Annotated in this window: 20 protein-coding genes; 15 read left to right on the top strand and 5 right to left on the bottom strand. The window is 43.0% G+C overall.

All coding sequences use genetic code 11. The features are described from left to right. Positions 1-2: 2 nt before the first annotated feature. From ispH to ACFOHL_RS10900, 6 genes are all read left to right on the top strand, one after another. On the top strand, positions 3-947 hold the full coding sequence (ispH, locus tag ACFOHL_RS10925) for a 4-hydroxy-3-methylbut-2-enyl diphosphate reductase (protein WP_376920271.1): 945 nt from the start codon (positions 3-5) through the stop codon (positions 945-947). A gap of 388 nt (positions 948-1,335) precedes the next feature. Beyond that, the gene (gene pilV / locus ACFOHL_RS10920) at positions 1,336-1,977 is read left to right on the top strand and encodes a type IV pilus modification protein PilV (protein WP_376920270.1); all 642 of its coding nucleotides are present in this window, start codon (positions 1,336-1,338) and stop codon (positions 1,975-1,977) included. Beyond that, positions 1,974-2,855: a PilW family protein gene (locus tag ACFOHL_RS10915; protein ID WP_376920269.1), complete on the top strand. Its 882-nt coding sequence runs from the start codon at positions 1,974-1,976 to the stop codon at positions 2,853-2,855. Before pilV ends, ACFOHL_RS10915 begins: the two co-directional genes overlap by 4 nt. Beyond that, positions 2,852-3,430 carry a PilX N-terminal domain-containing pilus assembly protein gene (locus ACFOHL_RS10910; protein WP_376920268.1) on the top strand — a complete coding sequence of 193 codons (579 nt, stop codon included), beginning with the start codon at positions 2,852-2,854 and terminating at the stop codon, positions 3,428-3,430. Before ACFOHL_RS10915 ends, ACFOHL_RS10910 begins: the two co-directional genes overlap by 4 nt. A gap of 12 nt (positions 3,431-3,442) precedes the next feature. Beyond that, positions 3,443-7,540 (top strand): PilC/PilY family type IV pilus protein, encoded by a 4,098-nt coding sequence (locus ACFOHL_RS10905; protein ID WP_376920267.1) that lies wholly within the window; start codon positions 3,443-3,445, stop codon positions 7,538-7,540. 28 nt (positions 7,541-7,568) lie between these two features. Beyond that, a complete protein-coding gene (locus ACFOHL_RS10900) occupies positions 7,569-8,033 on the top strand; it encodes a type IV pilin protein (RefSeq protein WP_376920266.1) in 465 nt (154 codons plus the stop codon). An 8-nt stretch (positions 8,034-8,041) separates the two neighbouring features. Here the strand turns inward: ACFOHL_RS10900 and ACFOHL_RS10895 are convergent, their stop codons facing one another. Then, positions 8,042-8,608: a GspH/FimT family pseudopilin gene (locus ACFOHL_RS10895; RefSeq protein WP_376920265.1), complete on the bottom strand. Its 567-nt coding sequence runs from the start codon at positions 8,606-8,608 to the stop codon at positions 8,042-8,044. 144 nt (positions 8,609-8,752) lie between these two features. After that, positions 8,753-9,343, bottom strand: a complete 591-nt coding sequence (locus tag ACFOHL_RS10890; protein WP_376920264.1) for a GspH/FimT family pseudopilin — start codon at positions 9,341-9,343, stop codon at positions 8,753-8,755. Between the two features lie 119 nt (positions 9,344-9,462). On the opposite strand from ACFOHL_RS10890, the gene nadE reads away from it, so the two are divergent. Both nadE and ACFOHL_RS10880 read left to right on the top strand, forming a co-directional pair. Beyond that, positions 9,463-10,293, top strand: a complete 831-nt coding sequence (gene nadE / locus ACFOHL_RS10885) for an ammonia-dependent NAD(+) synthetase (protein ID WP_376920263.1) — start codon at positions 9,463-9,465, stop codon at positions 10,291-10,293. 3 nt (positions 10,294-10,296) lie between these two features. Then, complete coding sequence (locus tag ACFOHL_RS10880) at positions 10,297-10,638, top strand: P-II family nitrogen regulator (protein ID WP_376920262.1); 342 nt, start codon at positions 10,297-10,299, stop codon at positions 10,636-10,638. Positions 10,639-10,729: 91 nt separating this feature from the next. Here ACFOHL_RS10880 and ACFOHL_RS10875 read toward each other — a convergent pair whose 3' ends face one another. Together ACFOHL_RS10875 and ygfZ are read right to left on the bottom strand one after the other, a co-directional pair. Next, positions 10,730-11,209, bottom strand: coding sequence for an FKBP-type peptidyl-prolyl cis-trans isomerase (locus tag ACFOHL_RS10875; protein WP_376920261.1), 480 nt, complete (start codon positions 11,207-11,209; stop codon positions 10,730-10,732). 12 nt (positions 11,210-11,221) lie between these two features. Then, positions 11,222-12,166, bottom strand: a complete 945-nt coding sequence (gene ygfZ / locus ACFOHL_RS10870) for a CAF17-like 4Fe-4S cluster assembly/insertion protein YgfZ (RefSeq protein WP_376920260.1) — start codon at positions 12,164-12,166, stop codon at positions 11,222-11,224. 147 nt (positions 12,167-12,313) lie between these two features. On the opposite strand from ygfZ, the gene ACFOHL_RS10865 reads away from it, so the two are divergent. The 3 genes from ACFOHL_RS10865 to ACFOHL_RS10855 are packed head-to-tail and all read left to right on the top strand — an operon-like array spanning position 12,314 to position 13,732. Continuing rightward, positions 12,314-12,577 carry an FAD assembly factor SdhE gene (locus ACFOHL_RS10865; RefSeq protein WP_376920259.1) on the top strand — a complete coding sequence of 88 codons (264 nt, stop codon included), beginning with the start codon at positions 12,314-12,316 and terminating at the stop codon, positions 12,575-12,577. A gap of 48 nt (positions 12,578-12,625) precedes the next feature. Next, a complete protein-coding gene (locus tag ACFOHL_RS10860) occupies positions 12,626-12,850 on the top strand; it encodes a hypothetical protein (protein WP_376920258.1) in 225 nt (74 codons plus the stop codon). A 6-nt stretch (positions 12,851-12,856) separates the two neighbouring features. Continuing rightward, positions 12,857-13,732 carry a MaoC/PaaZ C-terminal domain-containing protein gene (locus tag ACFOHL_RS10855; RefSeq protein WP_376920257.1) on the top strand — a complete coding sequence of 292 codons (876 nt, stop codon included), beginning with the start codon at positions 12,857-12,859 and terminating at the stop codon, positions 13,730-13,732. A 51-nt stretch (positions 13,733-13,783) separates the two neighbouring features. Here the strand turns inward: ACFOHL_RS10855 and nadB are convergent, their stop codons facing one another. Beyond that, positions 13,784-15,400, bottom strand: coding sequence for an L-aspartate oxidase (gene nadB / locus ACFOHL_RS10850; RefSeq protein WP_376920256.1), 1,617 nt, complete (start codon positions 15,398-15,400; stop codon positions 13,784-13,786). 191 nt (positions 15,401-15,591) lie between these two features. Between nadB and rpoE the strand changes: the two genes are divergently transcribed. The 4 genes from rpoE (at position 15,592) to ACFOHL_RS10830 (ending at position 18,518) form a co-directional block, all read left to right on the top strand. Continuing rightward, the gene (gene rpoE, locus ACFOHL_RS10845) at positions 15,592-16,170 is read left to right on the top strand and encodes an RNA polymerase sigma factor RpoE (RefSeq protein WP_376920255.1); all 579 of its coding nucleotides are present in this window, start codon (positions 15,592-15,594) and stop codon (positions 16,168-16,170) included. A 95-nt stretch (positions 16,171-16,265) separates the two neighbouring features. Continuing rightward, positions 16,266-16,877 carry an RseA family anti-sigma factor gene (locus ACFOHL_RS10840; RefSeq protein WP_376920254.1) on the top strand — a complete coding sequence of 204 codons (612 nt, stop codon included), beginning with the start codon at positions 16,266-16,268 and terminating at the stop codon, positions 16,875-16,877. A 36-nt stretch (positions 16,878-16,913) separates the two neighbouring features. After that, on the top strand, positions 16,914-18,032 hold the full coding sequence (locus tag ACFOHL_RS10835) for a MucB/RseB C-terminal domain-containing protein (protein WP_376920253.1): 1,119 nt from the start codon (positions 16,914-16,916) through the stop codon (positions 18,030-18,032). Next, on the top strand, positions 18,033-18,518 hold the full coding sequence (locus ACFOHL_RS10830) for a SoxR reducing system RseC family protein (protein ID WP_376920252.1): 486 nt from the start codon (positions 18,033-18,035) through the stop codon (positions 18,516-18,518). Position 18,519: the final 1 nt, after the last annotated feature.

The raw sequence follows: 18,519 nt of genomic DNA, 5'->3' as shown, positions 1-18,519 counted from the left end.
CCATGAATATTCATTTGGCTAATCCGAGAGGGTTTTGTGCGGGAGTGGATCGCGCCATTACTATCGTAGAGCGAGCATTAGAAATTTTTGAGCCGCCTATATATGTTCGGCACGAGGTGGTGCACAACAAATTTGTTGTTGATGGTTTGAAAGCACGCGGCGCGATATTCGTGGATGAATTGAGTGAAATACCTGATGATAATATTGTCATATTTTCCGCACATGGCGTGTCACAAGCCGTTAGGAAAGAAGCAGATGCAAGAGGCTTAAAAGTTTTTGATGCAACTTGCCCTCTGGTTACCAAAGTGCATATGGAAGTGATGCGCGCCAGCAAAAAAGGCACAGAGTGCATTCTTATTGGGCACCATGGCCATCCTGAAGTAGAGGGAACAATGGGGCAATACAGCAATACTTCAGGTGGGATTTATCTGGTGGAATCTGAGTCTGATGTTGCGGCTTTACAAGTCAATAACCCGAATGAGCTTTATTACTGCAGCCAAACAACCTTGTCAGTTGATGACACCGCTGATGTGATTGATGCCTTACGAGAAAAGTTTCCTGAAATTGATGGCCCCAGAAAAGACGATATCTGTTATGCCACACAAAACAGGCAAGACGCAGTTCGAGAACTCGCGCAAGATTGCGATGTGCTGCTAGTAGTGGGGGCACAAAATAGCTCTAATTCGAATAGGTTGAGGGAATTAGCTGAAAAAATAGGCGCTAGGGCTTATCTGATAGCAGACAAAAACTGTATTCAAAAAGAATGGATAGCTGGCGCAACGAATATTGGTGTCACTGCCGGTGCCTCCGCTCCAGAAGTTCTTGTGCAAGGAGTTGTTGACAGACTTATCGAATGGGGAGCCAAACGGGCAACCGAACGCAAAGGACGAGAGGAAAACGTCGAATTTGCGGTACCAAAAGAGCTACGCGTAAAACAGGTTTCGTAGCAAAAATTGTTGCCTATCTACGCTTTGTTTACTTGTTTGTTTAGCTAAAGTTACTTAGTCTGCATGTATGCAAATTGACTAGGGTCTGTACACCAAAGGGCAACAGACCCTAGATAGGCGAAATATGATTTACGCAGCAAACAACAGGGAAGTCTTCTGTACAAGATAGCTTTGGTAAGTACTCCATTAGCATGTTTACGAACAGCACGAATAAGCACTAACAATCAATACTGATAACGCTACTCTGCAAGCCTCACAAGCCCCACATAAAAAACAGTCCATACGCTCAGTATTTTTTTCAGTTTAATACCTTAGACTCATCCTGAATAACCATCAGTTGCCGATTTAATACTAAAGTGACGTCATGGAAATTATTTTTGGTTGAAGTATGCGATCCTTATCACACAATTACGTCGTCAAAATAAACAGTAAGCAAACTGGCATTAGTATGCTGGAAGTATTGATTACACTGTTCATTTTATCTGTGGGATTGTTGGGTGTGGCGTCCATGCAGTTTATAGGGGCATTTTCTAACAAAGAGGCCATGTCTCGAACTCAGGCTGTAATGGTGTCTCAACAAATGACGGAAAGATTGAGAGCGAGTATCCAACCCTCACAGATTACTGACGGCTTTGTAGTAGACAATGCGTACTTTGACGCCAACAACTATAATTTTAACAATCTATCTTGTTCAGCCAATTTGGACGATTTTGCCTGCTACTGTGAAGTTATTCCGCCATCTATTCCAGACTGCTTGAGTGGCGATTGTACTGCGCAAGAATTTGCTGTATTTGACGCCTACAAAATGTCTTGCGCTACAGAAGCCGCCAACCCTGCTGCCGAACTTGCCGTAACTTGTAACGACAGTAACCCTGCTGATGCGGATAGTTGTACGGCAGGTTCTTTGCACAAAATCATGGTGAAATGGCCTGCGCCAAGTTGGCAAAATTTAGACCGTGTTGCCAATCAAAATTGTAATGCCCCCGGTGCAAATGACTATGATTGTGTAGTGATTGAGGTGGCCTTATGAAATACAAAAAGCACAATACAGAGCTAGGGGTTACACTAGTTGAATTGATGATTTCATTGGCGCTTGGTTTGGTTATCTCTGGTGCAGTGGTACAAATCTTGGTCAGCAATAGTGTGACAGACAAATTTAATAAAGCCGTTGCAAGCGCACAAGAAAATGGACGCTACATTATGTCGCGCTTTAGGGATGATTTGCTTATGACAGGTCTTTATGACCCCTTATCCCCTAACCTAAGCCGCCTAGTGGATATAGTAGAAGAAGGTGCTTTTGTCAGAAATCACCCTGTGCCTCTTCCGGGCGATTTTGTGTCTAGACCTGCTTTGGGCGCATTGCAAGGCGCAAATGGAGACAATGATACTTTGGTCGTTTCGTTGCAATCCGATAGAGATTGTCGCGCTTACGATCTTGGGTATGGAAGAGCAGCACCGCTAGCGGATGAAGAATTTTATGTTGTCAACGAATACTTCGTCGACGGGGGAAAGCTAAAATGCCGCGGTTTTGATGGTCGTTATTTACGAGGCCAAAAACCGGCTGTTGGGCACAATAGTCACTCCGCCGTTACTTTATTGGACGACGTACTCAGTTTCCAAGTTGTTTATGGGATTACTCAAGTTGCTTCAACAAATGGGATCACCCGCCCGATCCGCTATGTTAGCGCAAACGAACTACCCAATTTGTTCGCCAACAATGCACACGTCGTTGCTGTAAGAATCGCGCTTGTTGTAAAGGGGGAAGGTGAGGGCTTTGTTACACAGCCTTCAACTTTCAAACTACTCAATGAAAACAGTATTACAGCACCGGATAACGGTTTGTATAAGGCTTTTGAAACAACAATAACCTTAAGAAACACAAAGAATTTTGCAAGGGGGCAAGCATGAATAAGCTGAGCATGAGAGAGCAAAGCGGGTTGGTCATGGTGTTTGCCTTACTTGTTCTTCTATCTATTACAATACTGGGAGTGAGTTCAGTATCGAGTAGTTTGTTGCAAACTAAAATGGCAGCTTCTTTGGAAAAGAAATCAGTCGCTTTTGATGCAGCCGAAGCTGCAATCGCCGGCGTTGTGTTTGAATCTGAAGACGAATCTGTATTGGGCGATCCTGCCATGTTAGATCCTTTATCAGAAGCGAGACAAATGAACGCAATCGACTTAGCCAACGAGAGTTTAAGTTGCTTTGATAACACTCGAACAACACGCGCAACTACATCGGCAGGCATGGTATTCGGCACGCGGCATACAGCGGCTCAAAAATTTACTACAAATCCACCTGTTGATGCGTGGTCACGCACAGTATTTGTTAGAGAACAAGCGTGTCGCGGCTCTAGCAACGTAATCGGCGGTAGCAATATCAATTGTCACTTGTTTTTAGTTAGAGGCTGCGGTCAAGCAGAAGGAAGTGGCTATGCAGTTGCAAATACCCTTTCCGCAGCCGTGTTTGCACCGGCCTCAAACTAGTTGGAGGTAATTATGAATTTTAAGAAGTTACTTACTTTCCTGACCTCATTGATCTTAACGGTACTAATCAGTTTTACAGCACTTGCTGATGATTTGGAAATATATTTAGGCACCGGAAATAACTCGCTGACATACAACCCCAATGTATTGTTCATTATGGATACATCTGGCTCTATGGCAGGTAAAGACGGTACGACTCGCTCAAGAATGCAACGAGTACAGGATGCACTTAGAAATGCGTTGGGCAATGCAACGAACATCAATGCGGGTTTGATGCGCTTTTCTGATTTTGGTGGGCCTGTATTGTTTCCTGTCAAACCCATCGATTCACCAGTATCGCCAGAATTGATTATTCCAGTAACGAGTGGCATTGATGACGGTTATGAGCTAAATGGCAACGTAAACCTGAATAGTTCTCAACTAAAATTGACGAGTGGCACTGACACTGTTTGGACGGGCTTACGATTTAATGATGTAAACATACCTAGAGGTGCGGTCATTACTGGCGCTTTTTTACGATTTACAAGTGTTAATATCGATACAACGCCCAGTGAACTCACTATTTATGGTGAATCAGTAGGTAACTCACTAAGTTTTCAGGGCATCAATAATGAGATAAGCACAAAAGCAAAAACAGGTGCTCAAGTAAACTGGGACACCAACAATGCTTGGCCATTGTACGGTGAAACTATTTTGTCTCCAGACATCTCCTCAGTCGTTCAAGAAATCGTAAATAGAGGCGATTGGTGCGGTAACAATGATTTATCTCTATTAATTGAAGGTACCAGTACCGATACCTCGAGCAACCGCGCCGCATATTCTAACGATGATGGAAACAGTCGAGCGCCTCAATTAGTTATTACGTATGATGAATCCACTGCGACTGGCTGTGTAAAAGATACCTTAACTTATCAAGTCGATCAGCAAGATGAAAATGCAGAAGAACGCTCCGATGGTTATCAGTCTACAGGTAGTGAGCTGACTTTTTATGCGGGGTCAAATAAATTTATTGGCGCGCGATTTAAAAATATTGCATTGCCACAGGGTGCGACGGTATTAAATGCTCAGCTTGAATTTACTGCTTACCAAAATGGCACGAACAATGGCGCACAAATTCGTATTCGAGGGGTGGCACAAGACGATCCCAATGATTTTTCACCGTATACACGATATATGCTCCGAGACAAACCAAAGACCTCCGCGAGTGTAACATGGAGTAACATTCCTCCGTGGACAAGGAATGCCGTATACCGGTCTCCGTCTGTCACCACTATAGTGCAAGAAATTGTCGATCGCCCTGGGTGGCAACCCAATAATGAGATGATGTTTGTATTCTCGGATTTCACGTATGCAAAACGCGGTGCCTACACCTTCAATGGTAAACCATCGGGTGCCTTGCGCTTAATCATCGAATATCAGGGGAACGCGACACCCGGAACAACATCGACAGTGCGTCAACACTTGATTGGTAAAGTCGATGAATTGACGGCGAATGGCTATACGCCGATTGTCGATACGCTTTATGAGGCCTCGCTATATTACGGCGGCCTAAATGTCGATTATGGCAGAAAAAGGGGCGAGTCGAGTGTGAATAATTCAGTACGGCGATCAACTCGTGTGAGCCACCGTTCTTCTTATATTGGCCAAGATGCAGTTAAACCTAGCGGATGCACCGATGACAATCTGAGCAGCAGTAATTGCGTTGATGAATATATTCCTTCAGGCGCTAGGTACATTTCTCCCGTACAAGATTTGCAGTGTCAAACTAACAACCATATCGTGCTATTGTCTGATGGTATTGCGAACAACAATCACAGTGTATCAAAGATTCAATCTCTGCTAGGAAAATCCTGTGCGACGGGTGTCTCGGGTGGTGAGACTTGTGGTTTAGACCTAGTTAAAAACATCAGTGACGCCGGAGATTCAGTGATTGATGCCCGTGTTATCACTCATACCATTGGTTTTGCGGCAAACAATCAAGCAAATAACTTTTTGAATCAATTAGCCTTACAGAGTGGAGGGGGATTTTACAGGGCAGACAATAGTGCCCAACTATTGACCGCTTTTGAAACTATTTTAAGGCAGGTGAAAGATGTGAATACTACTTTTGTGTCACCGGGTGTGGCGGTAAACCAGCTGAATCGTTTGACGCATAGGGATGAGTTGTACTTCGCTTTGTTCAAACCTGCGGAGGGGACATTGTGGCCAGGCAACGTAAAAAAATACAAAATAGACGGTGATATTGTTAAAGATCAAAACGGCTTAAATGCGGTTGATTCGGGTACGGGATTTTTCTCTGAGAACGCACATAGTTTCTGGTCACCACTTGCAGATGGCAACGACGTGCGACTAGGTGGAGCCACTAGTCGATTAGATTTGGTTCGCAATGTGTATACCTTTGGGGACACGCCAGGCAGTATTTTCAGTGCTTCGAACAAATTGGAGGAAGCCAACACCAGTATAACCGAAGCAGATTTGGGTATAACTACAGAACCCAGCCCAGCCATACTCCGAACAGAGCTTTTGAAATGGGCAAGGGGGGTAGATGTATTGGACAATGATGGAGATGGCTCGACTACTGACATCAACATGATGATGGGCGATCCGATCCACTCTCAACCCGTAATCGTCAATTACTCAGCTACTGATAGTGCAATATTTGTCGCTACAAATCACGGTTTTTTGCACTCCTTTGACGCAGAAACAGGTGATGAAAACTTTGCTGTTATGCCGCGAGAATTACTGTCAAATCTCAACGATTTTTATCGAAACGGGTCGACCTTCAACCATGTTTATGGCCTCGATGGTGATATCGTTATCAGACGATTCAGTGGTAAAACGTGGTTGTATGTCGGAATGAGAAGAGGGGGCAACAATTACTATGTATTTGATGTCACAGCAAAGCTTGATCCCAAATTGGTATTTAAGATTGATGGTGGTCAGGGGAGCTTGGCTAATCTGGGACAAACTTGGTCTCGTCCCATTATTACCAAAATGAATATTAGCGGTACCGTGAAAGACGTCTTGGTAATTGGTGGTGGGTACGATGCTGATCAGGACAATAAAACAGCGCGATCAGATGACACTGTTGGGAACAGCGTATTCATACTAGATGCCAACAATGGGAATTTGTTGTGGTCAGCAAGCAATCAAAATGCAGATTTGGTTTTGCCTGATATGAAATATAGTATTCCTGCTCGAATCGCCGTTATAGACCGTGACAACGACGGCTTGGCGGATCACTTGTATGCGGCTGATATGGGCGGGCAAATTTTTCGTCTAGACATTTACCAAGGGAGTTCACCTTCCAACTTAGTGAAGGGCGGACTATTAGCCAAACTGGGGGGCGATACAGAGTTTGAAAATCGTCGTTTTTATTATGCGCCTGATGTCTCTGAAATCGTAATCGGTGAGGAACGCTACTATGCTGTCGCTATTGGATCTGGTTTTAGAGCGGGTCCTCTAAATCCAAATATTCAAGATAACTTCTACATGATCAAAGATAAGGGTGTTTTTTACAGGGACGCTAACAATCAGTTTACTTTACCCTCTACTGCATTCGTGGCTTCTGACTTATATGATGCGACCGATCATCTGCTAAGTTCTAACGACAATACGACAAGAGACATTGCCAATACTGAGTTTGCAAACAAGCAAGGGTGGATGATCAGGCTGGCAACAGGTGGAGAAAAAGTATTGGCGTCACCCCTAATCTTAGATTACAAGGTGTTTTTTACGACATACTTACCAGCTTCGGCAAATAGCAGCTTGTGCGCGCCTCCGACAGGGAATAGCCGAGCGTATTTAGTTAATCTCATAAATGGTAATGCGGTTACTGACTTGAACCAGAATAACGTCGATGAGCACTCGGATCGTTTTGCTCAATTAGCACAAACAGGCATTGCGCCAGATACTAAAATCTTGATTGAAAACATTGTCAAACCTGTCGTGTGCTTAGGCGCAGAATGTGTTAGTGCAGTGGTGGAATTGGATGCCAATGGCAATGCAGTTCAATGTGGCAGTGACTTTGAATGTCTTGCGCAAAACATTTATGGCCGTTTTGAGCGTGTGCAAAAAGATACGTGGAAGACAGAAGTTGAAAATCAATAATTTACATCATTATGAGAAAGGTAGAAGTATGAAAAATACTCAGTTTGGTTTTACATTAATTGAACTACTGGTGGTGATTGCCATTGTGGGTATTATTACAGCCGTGGCCTATCCCAGCTATAAAAGCACAATGGCAGGAAGTGCAAGAAGTGCTGTACAAGCAGATTTAATGGCGTTTGCGGGGGCAATGGAACGACATAATGCCTCAAGGTATACGTATAAGGGTGCAGGTGTTGGCGGTGCTGATACAGGTACACCTTTAGTGTTTTCTGGGCATTCACCTGCTTCTGAGCCTGTAGCCAACAAAAAGTATATTCTTACTATCTCGGATGTTTCCACAAATGGCCAAACATTCATATTAAAAGCGAGTCCAGTGTCAGCTTCGATTGTTGAAGGAAATGGCGATATGTACTTGTTCAGTGATGGTCGCAAAGCTTGGGATAAAAATGACAATGGTGCAATTGATAGCGATGAATACTGTTGGAATTGCTAGCTCAGTTGCTATGAGCAGCTGACTTGTTGACCACGTCCATTGTCATGAATGCCATCGTTATTGGTATCTTTACTCAAGCGCACTCTTCCATTCAAACTTACGTAAAGTGCTCGGTTAAATTCTGGTAGTGGTGCTGTTGGGCATACTTTTAGTGTGGCTGTGCTGCTCAATGAACCACCAGCAGAAAAGGAAATCAGTTTTCTTGGTCCCTTGAGCGTCAAAAATTTATTTCCGCGCGTGCCTAGTCGCAAAATAGCTTCGTCGGGATCGCGTTGTTGGTTTCTATTCTTGTCATAAAATACTAGTAAGGGCAATTGCCAGTTTTGTATATCACATTGTCTTGTGTTTTGTGTTGGGCAAACACTAATTTTTTGATGTGAATTGATGGCTGTGTAGCGAGCAAACTGAACAATTGAACTGGCTTGATTGATTTCTGAGCTTACCCTACTGTAAGTCAATATGTGCTTGCTAGTCGGTACCACAAACGAAAAAATGATACTGGCGATAGTTAAAGTGATCAGCAATTCTAGAATACTTAGTCCCTTAACGTGCCTGAGAGAATGCCTTTTGCGCACGACGTGTTTACAGCCTTTAGTAATATTGAGTGTGTAAACTCTAGAGCTAAAGTTTCAAACAAACAACTGGCCTCAGTGCCAGTAAAACAAAGACTAATAGGACGGTCTTATCCCGAGTTCAGGTTAATTAACCTGATGTAACGGTTAAGTGCAGCTTAGAGCCGTGCCGCTGATATCTTCGTGAATATCATCGTTATCGCTGTCTCTACTTAATCTTACTCGTCCTTGTTGATTGATGTTAAGGGCGCGCGCAAATTTAACGTTTCTATCGCTTGGGCACAGTTTAATAAATGAAGCGTTAGCATTTAGGCTAGCGCCCGACTCAACAAAGCCTACTGTATTTGCTGGACCAGTAAACACTAAGTCACCCACAACTTCTTGGGTTGAATATAATAAGTCTTCATTTGCGTCTCGTTGATTGTTTAAGTTCGCATCAATGAATACTATTTTGGCCAGATTCCAATTGGCGTTATTACAGCTTGAAAAATCTGAGGATGGGCAAATTATCGCCGTTGTCTGTTTATCTATGGCTTGATATCGAGCAAATTGAATGGCTGCGCTTGTATCATTTATTTGCGCGGCAATTCGATTGCTAGCCACAATGGTTTGTACGCTGGGAGCAACAAGTGTAACTAGTATTGCCGCAATAGCCAAGGTGATCATTAGCTCCAACAATGTCACGCCGAGTTGACAGGCTTGTTGTTTAGCTCTTTTGTGTGGATAATGATATATCACTTCAAACCCCTTATAGTAGGTTGTAAACTATAGCGCTAGCCTAAACATTTTGGGTATCGCCTTGAACTTATGATTAGCCTTTTACATACCTACAGTTTTTGTGTTTACGGAGAAATAGCTTGAAACAAGCAATTATTGACGAAATGAAGGTGCTTCCAGATATTTCTGTGGAGTTTGAAGTTACGCGCAGAGTCAGTTTTATTAAACAACAATTAATTGCTTCAAAACTCAAGACCCTTGTGTTGGGTATTAGCGGTGGGATTGACTCTTGTACACTCGGGAAGTTGGCTCAGCTTGCTGTCGATGAACTCAATAAAAATAGTGCTGGTTATCGTTTTATTGCTGTTCGACTACCTTATGATACGCAGGCGGACGAAGAAGATGCACAAGCCAGTATCGACTTTATTCAGCCTTCTTTGGCCGTCACGGCAAATGTTAAAGCCGGTGCTGATGCTATTCATGCCGAAGCGGTAAATGCTTTAAAAGTAGCTAGTGCATATGATGCTGACGACAGTTTAGACGACTTTGTAAAAGGTAACGCAAAAGCGCGCACGCGTATGGCTATTCAATATGATATCGCTGGCTTAACAAAAGGCTTGGTGCTAGGAACCGATCACTCTGCCGAAAATATCACAGGGTTTTACACCAAATTTGGCGATGGTGCCTGTGACTTAGCGCCGCTTTTTGGGCTTAGTAAACGACAAGTCCGGCAAGTCGCGAGTTATTTGGGAGCACCAGAAAAGGTCATCACTAAGGCGCCAACGGCTGATCTCGAAAGTTTAAATCCCCAGCTAGCTGATGAAGACTCGCTTGGGCTGTCGTATGACCAAATTGACGATTTTCTTGAAGGCAAAAGTACTGACGAGATTGCAGACGAAAAACTTATCCAAATATACATGCGTACTCAACACAAACGCGTACCTATTCCAACTATTTACGACAGCGAGTAAAGCGTGAAAAAAGTAGAAGCAATAATAAAACCATTTAAAATTGAAGATGTAAGGGAAGGCCTTTCTGCAATTGGAGTATCGGGGCTGACTATTACAGAAGTAAAAGGTTTTGGCAGACAAAAAGGGCATACCGAGCTTTATCGCGGTGCTGAATATACGGTAGATTTTTTGCCTAAAACCAAGCTAGAAGTCGTAGTTCAAGATGATTTGGTTGAACGCGTGATCGAAACTATTGTTGAGCAGGCTAAAACCGGTAAAATTGGCGACGGTAAGGTATTTGTATACAATGTTGAGCGAGCCATCCGAATTAGAACGGGCGAAGAGTCTGATGATGCCTTAATGTAATGTCGAACATGGTTTGACATGTATTAGGTATTTATAGCAAGGGCGGTATGTCGAGTCCGCCCATCAACGCATCACATGCGTGACCAATCAGCTAGTGTGTGCAACCTTCTGGGCCATGCACATGACCATGGGCTAATTCTTCTTCCGTTGCAGTTCTTACATCCTCTATAGACACATCGAAGATTAAACTGAGACCAGCTAAGGGATGGTTTCCATCAACGGTGACAGCATCGTCTGTTTTGTCGATAATAATAACAGATTGCTCACCATCATCAGTGGTCGCTCTAAAGCTCATCCCGACTTCGACGTCCATTCCTTCAAACATACTTGACGGAACATCTTGAACAAGATTTTCTAGGCGTTCACCATAGGCTTTTTCTGCAGGAACATTCACCGTAAATTTATCACCTGCTTGTTTGTCGTAAATGGCTTCCTCAAGCCCTGCAATCATATAATGGCTGCCTTGGATAAAGCTAAGTGGCGCTTGCCCTACAGAAGAATCTATTTCTTCTCCATCATTCGTTTTTACTGTGTAATGAATGGTAACGACATGGTTGTCTGCAATGCGCATAAAATTGTAAGCCTATTGTTTAACTATTTCGAATGGGTAGGGATGTTCACTTACTGTGAATCTTTCCGTTGAGTCTTTCAATTTTAGCACGGTGCCATATTCCGTGTCATTTGGCAAAACGGCTAAGGCTCTGGTTTTTCCATTAACGTTTGCGAATCTTATGATTTTTCCGGCTCTGCGCCAATTTTCACCCACCTGTATCTCAACTGGGTCTCCAATATTAAGCTTAGAAACCGCTTCATTTGCGTTCAGTATATAAGTCGCGCGCTTGTTTTTTCCCAAGAACTTGGTGCGAGCTACTACTTCTTGTCCCATATAGCAGCCTTTGTCAAAATCGATGGCATTTAAATACTGTAAATTTAGCATTTGAGGGACAAATTCACCGACCGTTTTTGCTTGAATATTACCTATTCCAGCCCCTATTTCTAAATATTCGACGTATTGCTCGCCGAGTTGTTCGTCGATGAGTGTCGCCGCATTTTGTTCAACATATTTTACACCGTCGGCATTTAAAATGAGTTTATACGTTGTATATTCAAAATCCATCCGTATTGCCACGCCAAAATCATTTTGGACAGTGCTCATGTATGATTGGGGCGCAGAGGCGAACATGTCCTCTACTAATTTTTCGACGTCCTTACCCGCGCCGACAAAAATTGAATATTCCTCCGCTTCGCGTATTTCAACTTTGGAAAAAACACCGTATTTTTTCAACTGTTCTAACGACACCGTATTGGCTTCATGATGTCCAGAAATAAGCATGTTTTCGCCTTGGTCACAGATCAAAAAGCTATTCCACATTTTCCCTTTAAAGTCACAATGTGCCGCGAATCTTGCGGTATTGGATTGCCAATTTTCAAGTTCAACACTTACTTGGCCATGTAAGTACTTCCGTGTATCGACACCACTGATCTGTAACACCGTTTGTTTGGATAGTTTTGTTAAAAAGTCTTCCACTGCTGAGCCTGACGCTAAATTTGAACTAATTACCAATATAGGGGCAAAGCACTGAGTTACAAGCTCAAACGGTCCCTTGTTCAGTGTAAGATATTTAGCTAAGTGTGCTACAATTGCCACAGTGTTAGTTAGAGGAGAGTAGGGTTCGTGTCAGAAAGTTTTGAGGCTAAGCGATTAGCTCGCTTAAAATGGGCGTGTAGAAGAGGGATGCTCGAATTGGATGTTTTGCTTCTTCCTTTTGTGGAGCAAGCCTTTGAACAATTGAGTTACGAAGAGCAAGTAACATTTGAGCGTTTACTCACTTCTGACGATCCCGACTTATTTGCGTGGTTTATGGGGCATCAAAAATGTGAAGATGCGGTACTCGCAGCAATGGTAGATAAAGTTTTAAACACGATTAAGATTAGGTAAGCAATTTAACTATCTAATCTGTTTTCTTGCTCACCCAAATAGAATACCATGGGTATAAGAACTAAAAAGATCCACATTGATGAAACGGGTCAAGTTTTTGTCATCGACGACGGTCAAAAACATACACTTGAATTAGTTAAACCGTCAATTGTGTGCCCGTGGGGAAGTTTTCTTTTCACACAATCAGGCACTGTGTTCATACGCCGAAGTAATTTTAGTGAGCGAGCTTACCGATCGTTTACTCGCTTCAACAAATGGCATCATTGGAAGTGATAGTATATGTTGAACCTATATGCAAAGGCTGCGCTATATTCACCTAAAGTGACAACGACACACTTTTGTTTACCCAGCTCACAATTGTCGCAAAGCATTGAGTTGGATATAGGCCATATCAATCAATTTAATAAGATTGTCAATTGGCATCAACTTGTCGGGGCTTCATTGCATCCAAACTATATCCAAGTGCTATCTTTACCCATGCAAATGGAAATGATGATTCGTCAACCTTTTCCCTTTAAGGTTTGGGGCTTGGTGCATATTGCAAACACTATTCGCGTTAAGCATTTACCCCAAGCGACAGGTAATTTAACCATAAATACGCAGTTCGGTGAGTTGTTTCGCCATCGAAGAGGCGTCGTTTTTGAGGTTGTTACCGACGCTTTTCAAAACGAACAAAAATGCCTTAGTGCAACAAGTTATTATCTCGCGCGTATTAATGAACAAACATTAAACCAAAAAGCACCGGATATGCCTTTGTTTTCAGAAACAAGCATACTTGCTGGTAGTGCTGATGAGGCTTACCAACGAATAGCAGAGTTGGCGTTTTCTGTGGATGCTGGCAGAGCGTACGCCAAAGTGTCGGGCGATTACAACCCTATTCATCTTTGGCCAATTACTGCGAATATTTTTGGCTTCAAACGTGCAATCGTACATGGAATGTACTCCAAAGCTTTGATTTTTTCGTCGTTGCATAAATTGGACAGAACACGTTTTTCGCGGGGACAATTTACCTTTAATACCGTATTTAAATCGCCCATTAGTTTGCCCAATACTACGAAATTAGAGTGGGATGGCAGTACAGCATTTCGCTTGGTGTCTGATGGACCACAAAAACTTCGCCAGCACGTGCTGGGCGAATTAAACACGGAGTCATAGCAGACAGTTTTTTATGCCAAGAGCAACAGCACTTGGCATAAAAAATTTTGCTTATAATTCGGCGCTCTTTTTGAATGTCGATTTACGAATGATTGTCGGACCTGATTTTTCAAGTAAATCAGGGTAGTCCAAATTGTAGTGTAGCCCTCTACTTTCTTTGCGCTCCATTGCGCAAGCAACAATGAGCTGAGCAATGCATAACAAATTACGCAGCTCTAGCATGTTGTTACTCACCTTAAAATTGGAATAGTATTCGTCGATTTCTTGTTTAAGTAAATTTATTCGCCGCATCGCTCGTTCAAGGCGTTTGTTAGTTCGCACGATACCAACAAAGTCCCACATAAACAGTCGCAGTTCGTGCCAGTTGTGCTGAATGATGACTGCTTCATCAGAGTCAATCACGCGACTCTCGTCCCATGGGCGTATGTCGCATCGACTGTGATCTTGGTCAAAGTTAGCCAAAATGTGTTTGGCGCACGCGTGTGCAAACACAACGCATTCCAGCAGACTATTGCTCGCCATTCTGTTTGCTCCGTGAAGGCCGGTATATGCGACTTCTCCAATCGCATATACATTGTCCAATGTAGTACGAGCATCTAAATCTGTTACCACACCGCCGCAAGAATAGTGAGCGGCGGGAACAACTGGGATAGGTTGTCGGGTTATATCGATACCAAGGGAACGGCATTTACGGTAAATATTGGGAAAGTGCTTAACGATAAAATCACTCGGTTTGTGACTGATATCCAGATACATACAGTCTTCGCCTAGCCTCTTCATCTCAAAGTCGATGGCTCTCGCGACGACATCTCGAGGCGCTAGATCACCGCGTTCATCAAATTTGTGCATAAACGGTGTGCCATCAGGGTGGCATAAAAACGCGCCTTCCCCCCTCAAAGCCTCGGTAATAAGAAAATTACCTGCGTCAGGATGAAATAAACAAGTGGGATGAAATTGATTAAATTCCATGTTCGCGATGTCACAGCCTGCCCGCCAAGCCATTGCGATACCATCGCCCGAAGAAACGTCGGGGTTTGAAGTATACTGATAGACTTTACTCGCGCCACCTGTAGCCAAGGTGATAAATCGACTTCGGATGATTTCAACTTGTTCTTTTTTTCGGTTCCACACGTAAGCGCCAATACATTTTTTGTCTGTTTTGTTCTGCTTGATTAGGTCTATTGCATTGTATCTTTCGAATAAGTGGATACTGGGGTGTTGCGCAACGTTTTCAGCTAAAGTACTTTGCACTGCTTCGCCTGTCGCATCGGCTGCGTGTAATATTCGCCGGTGGCTATGTCCACCTTCTCGGGTCAGATGAAAACGGAGGTTACCGTCTTGATCTTTTTCCTGATCAAAGGGTACCCCTCGACTAATTAACCACTGCATACTTGCTTTGGCATTTTCGGCGGCAAATCGCACGACATTTTCGTCACAGATTCCCGCTCCCGCAGCTAAAGTATCTTCCACATGGCTTTGGATGGAGTCATCATCATCAAAAACCGCAGCAATCCCCCCTTGTGCATAGCGGGTACTGCCCTCATTTAAATCACTTTTACTAAGCACAATGACATTACAGTGATCAGCCATTTTGAGAGCAAGGCTCAGCCCTGCTGCACCGCTTCCTATTACGAGCAAATCGCAACGGTGTTCTACAGTGTTTTGCATATTTGAAACTTTTTAGTGGAAAATCTGGTTGTATTTAATGTGGCTAATTTTAATCATTTGTGTCAGAAATACCAACAAGAGGCTTTTTTAATGTATAAAAAGCAATTTAATTCGAACTTTGTGCATGAACTACAGTCTATTAATGTAACTTGCCAAAGCCATGTTGGTTTGTATAAGGAGTTATGGCTTTAATGAGCGAGCAAAAAACAGATCAAGACTTAGTTAGACTAGTTCAACAGGGAAATAAGAACGCGTTTAATTTATTAGTGGTTAGACACCAAAACAAAGTGATGAACATTGTGTCTCGCTATGTAAAGAATACTGGGGATGTTGCAGACGTTACGCAAGAAGCATTTATCAAAGCGTATCGCGCATTGCCGAATTTTAGAGGGGATAGCGCGTTTTACACTTGGTTGTATCGCATTGCGATTAATAGTGCTAAAAACTATTTAACTTCGCAAAGTCGAAAACCACCAGCGAGTGATGTAGATGCGCAAGAAGCTGATTATTACGAAGGCAGTGATGCATTAAAAGAGAATGCTTCTCCAGAGCACAGTTTGTTGACCGCAGAGTTGCAGGAAAAGCTCTTTGCAACGATCGACAAGTTGCCAGAAGATTTACGCGTAGCGATTACACTGCGCGAGATTGAAGGTTTGAGTTATGAAGAAATTGCAGGTGTGATGGAATGTCCCGTTGGCACCGTAAGGTCACGTATATTTAGGGCGCGAGAGGCGCTCGATAAGGTTATAGAGCCTTTAACACAGAATTGATTGGTTTTCAGGTGTTGTATACTTCGTAAACACCTGACAAAATAAACGCTCGTCGGTGAGTGTTTCTCGTACGAAGAGCGGTAGGAAAAGAGTGTATGTCACAAGATTTAGAACAGTTGTCAGCTTTGGTTGATGGTCAGGCAGACGATATTTCGACAGCCAAAGACGTATTAAAAGATCCAGAGATGCAACGTAAGTGGAAGAGTTATCATCTTAGCAGAGATTTGATGCGGAATGATATGTCTTCTGATTTATCGTTTGACATCAGTGCTCGGGTTTCTGAGGCTTTGGAGCAAGAGTTACCCATTGTCGCTCCCAAGCCTTCATGGAAAGAGCTTCCACTTGTTTCATCTGTAATCCCAATTTTCAAGCAAAGTAGTCAAGTAGCAATGGCGGCATGTGTGACGGCCTTAGTCATTTTCAGCTATCAGTCTTACAACCAGCCAGAGGAAGTACAGCCATTTACAGCCGCGCCCTCTGCTTTAGGTCCCATTGGTGGTTTGTCACCGGTAAGTTTGGAACAAACTAGTGGGGTAAATCAAAGCACCGCTGTGAGGTTAAATGAGCAACGTAGACTGATTAATGCGCTTATTGAAGATCATAACAGGCAAAGTCAGCTTTATCAGGCTTCGCTAGCAGCGCAGTTGGCACCACCAGTACAGACAGAAGTACAGCAAAATACAGAAGAAGCCTCTTCTCCTGAATAATACACAGCAGTATTACTAGATTTTATTGGGTGACAATTGAAAAACTCTAGGATGGCAGTAGCAATATTGTATTGTGTTGCTACTACAATGATGCTGGGTATTAGCGGTTTTTCACTTGCAAACCCGATCAATGATTTTGGCGATGATGCACCGCCTATTGAGCGTTCGAAAACACCTCCTTCTTCAGAAGGCGATAAGCTACCTAGTACTTCGCAAGTAGAGTTTTCTTCTAAGGGTACTGATGCTGTTGACTCAACAAACGCATACACCGGTATAGACTGGATGCGTCTGATGGCGCAAAAAATTAACAACACCTCTTTTGAATTAGTCTTTGTTGTTACTTCACAGGGTAACGATGTGATGCCCTATGTTTGGCGCCGAGCAAGAACACCAGAAGGAAGATTTATTGAACAACTTCGCGTGTTGAACGGGCCTGGTTTTGAGCAAATTGCTTACAATAATAAGTTGAGCATATTTGAGCCAGGGCACCCGCCTTATAGCATTCAAGGGGCGGCCATTAGGGGGCCTATTCCAAACGCATTCATTCGCACGCCGGACTTATTGGAAAAAGGCTATGACATTATTCCGATGGGTAGAAACCGCATATCGGGACGTATGGCAAAACAAATACGCGTCGTTAGTAAAGATCAAACTAGATTTGGCTATCACTTATGGCTGGATGAAACCTCAGGGGTGCTATTAAAACTCAATACTTACAACCTGTCGGGTAGACTTATCGAACAGATGCAAGTCACTCAGCTGAATATATCTGACGAGATTGGTCAAGTTTTTGAGAATTTCCAAGAAAGCCACATGCCAGATATCAATCCAGTACTATCTCATTCGCAACGAAAACTAGCGTGGGATATTAGTTTCGTGCCGGTGGGTATGGAGATCGTTAAAAAAACACTGCACAGAATAGGTGGAACTGGTCAGTTAACCGAATACATGTTACTTTCTGATGGCGTGGTTGACGTGTCTGTGTATTTACTGAACACAAACAGTCACCTTGAAAATGATGTTTCCGGTATTTCAGGTTCGAATGCAGTGGTTGTAAAGTCTGATGGCAGAGTACAGGTCACAGTGCTTGGTAAAATCCCCCTTGCTACTGCCGAACGTATAGCAAACTCTATTGTGTTAGTTGGCGCAAATTAAATGATTGAAGAAGTGGCGAAAATCATTCGAGTTCAAAACGGTATGGTTGTGGTTGAAACACAACTGAAGACTGCTTGCGGGAGTTGTCAAGCTAACAAAAACTGTGGTACCAGTACTATTGCTAAAGCTTTCGCTAATAAAACCCATGAACTATGTATTGAAACAGACGAACACTTCGTTATTGGGCAATATGTAAAAATAGGCGTCCCTGAAGAAAGCATATTGCGCGCCTCTTTGTATCTGTATTTGTATCCAATTTTGGCACTGATTTTTTCTGCAGTATGTTTACAGTTTGCACTACCTGATATACAAGAACTTTTTGTCATTATATTCAGCATTTTCAGTGCAAGCTTATCGTACATTTACATTTCTAAAAAACTCAAGTTGATAACAAAGGAGTCAAATTTTTCTCCTGTCATTTTGGGACTTAGCGATACTATTGCGGTCTTGCCTAGCTCTGAAATTCCTAGTAAGACCATAGAATAAA

Origin of the sequence: Agaribacter flavus, assembly GCF_042646125.1 — a bacterium.
In the GTDB taxonomy this organism is placed as follows: domain Bacteria; phylum Pseudomonadota; class Gammaproteobacteria; order Enterobacterales; family Alteromonadaceae; genus Glaciecola; species Glaciecola flavus.
The sequence above is the reverse complement of the archived record's forward strand: the minus strand, read 5'-3'. Positions and strand labels throughout refer to the sequence as shown.

Coding starts and splice junctions, on each gene's coding strand:
- ispH (WP_376920271.1), top strand. CDS start 3: ATGAATATTCATTTGGCTAATCCGAGAGGGTTTTGTGCGGGAGTGGAT.
- pilV (WP_376920270.1), top strand. CDS start 1,336: ATGCGATCCTTATCACACAATTACGTCGTCAAAATAAACAGTAAGCAA.
- ACFOHL_RS10915 (WP_376920269.1), top strand. CDS start 1,974: ATGAAATACAAAAAGCACAATACAGAGCTAGGGGTTACACTAGTTGAA.
- ACFOHL_RS10910 (WP_376920268.1), top strand. CDS start 2,852: ATGAATAAGCTGAGCATGAGAGAGCAAAGCGGGTTGGTCATGGTGTTT.
- ACFOHL_RS10905 (WP_376920267.1), top strand. CDS start 3,443: ATGAATTTTAAGAAGTTACTTACTTTCCTGACCTCATTGATCTTAACG.
- ACFOHL_RS10900 (WP_376920266.1), top strand. CDS start 7,569: ATGAAAAATACTCAGTTTGGTTTTACATTAATTGAACTACTGGTGGTG.
- ACFOHL_RS10875 (WP_376920261.1), bottom strand. CDS start 11,209: ATGCGCATTGCAGACAACCATGTCGTTACCATTCATTACACAGTAAAA.
- ACFOHL_RS10860 (WP_376920258.1), top strand. CDS start 12,626: ATGGGTATAAGAACTAAAAAGATCCACATTGATGAAACGGGTCAAGTT.
- ACFOHL_RS10855 (WP_376920257.1), top strand. CDS start 12,857: ATGTTGAACCTATATGCAAAGGCTGCGCTATATTCACCTAAAGTGACA.
- nadB (WP_376920256.1), bottom strand. CDS start 15,400: ATGCAAAACACTGTAGAACACCGTTGCGATTTGCTCGTAATAGGAAGC.
- rpoE (WP_376920255.1), top strand. CDS start 15,592: ATGAGCGAGCAAAAAACAGATCAAGACTTAGTTAGACTAGTTCAACAG.
- ACFOHL_RS10840 (WP_376920254.1), top strand. CDS start 16,266: ATGTCACAAGATTTAGAACAGTTGTCAGCTTTGGTTGATGGTCAGGCA.
- ACFOHL_RS10830 (WP_376920252.1), top strand. CDS start 18,033: ATGATTGAAGAAGTGGCGAAAATCATTCGAGTTCAAAACGGTATGGTT.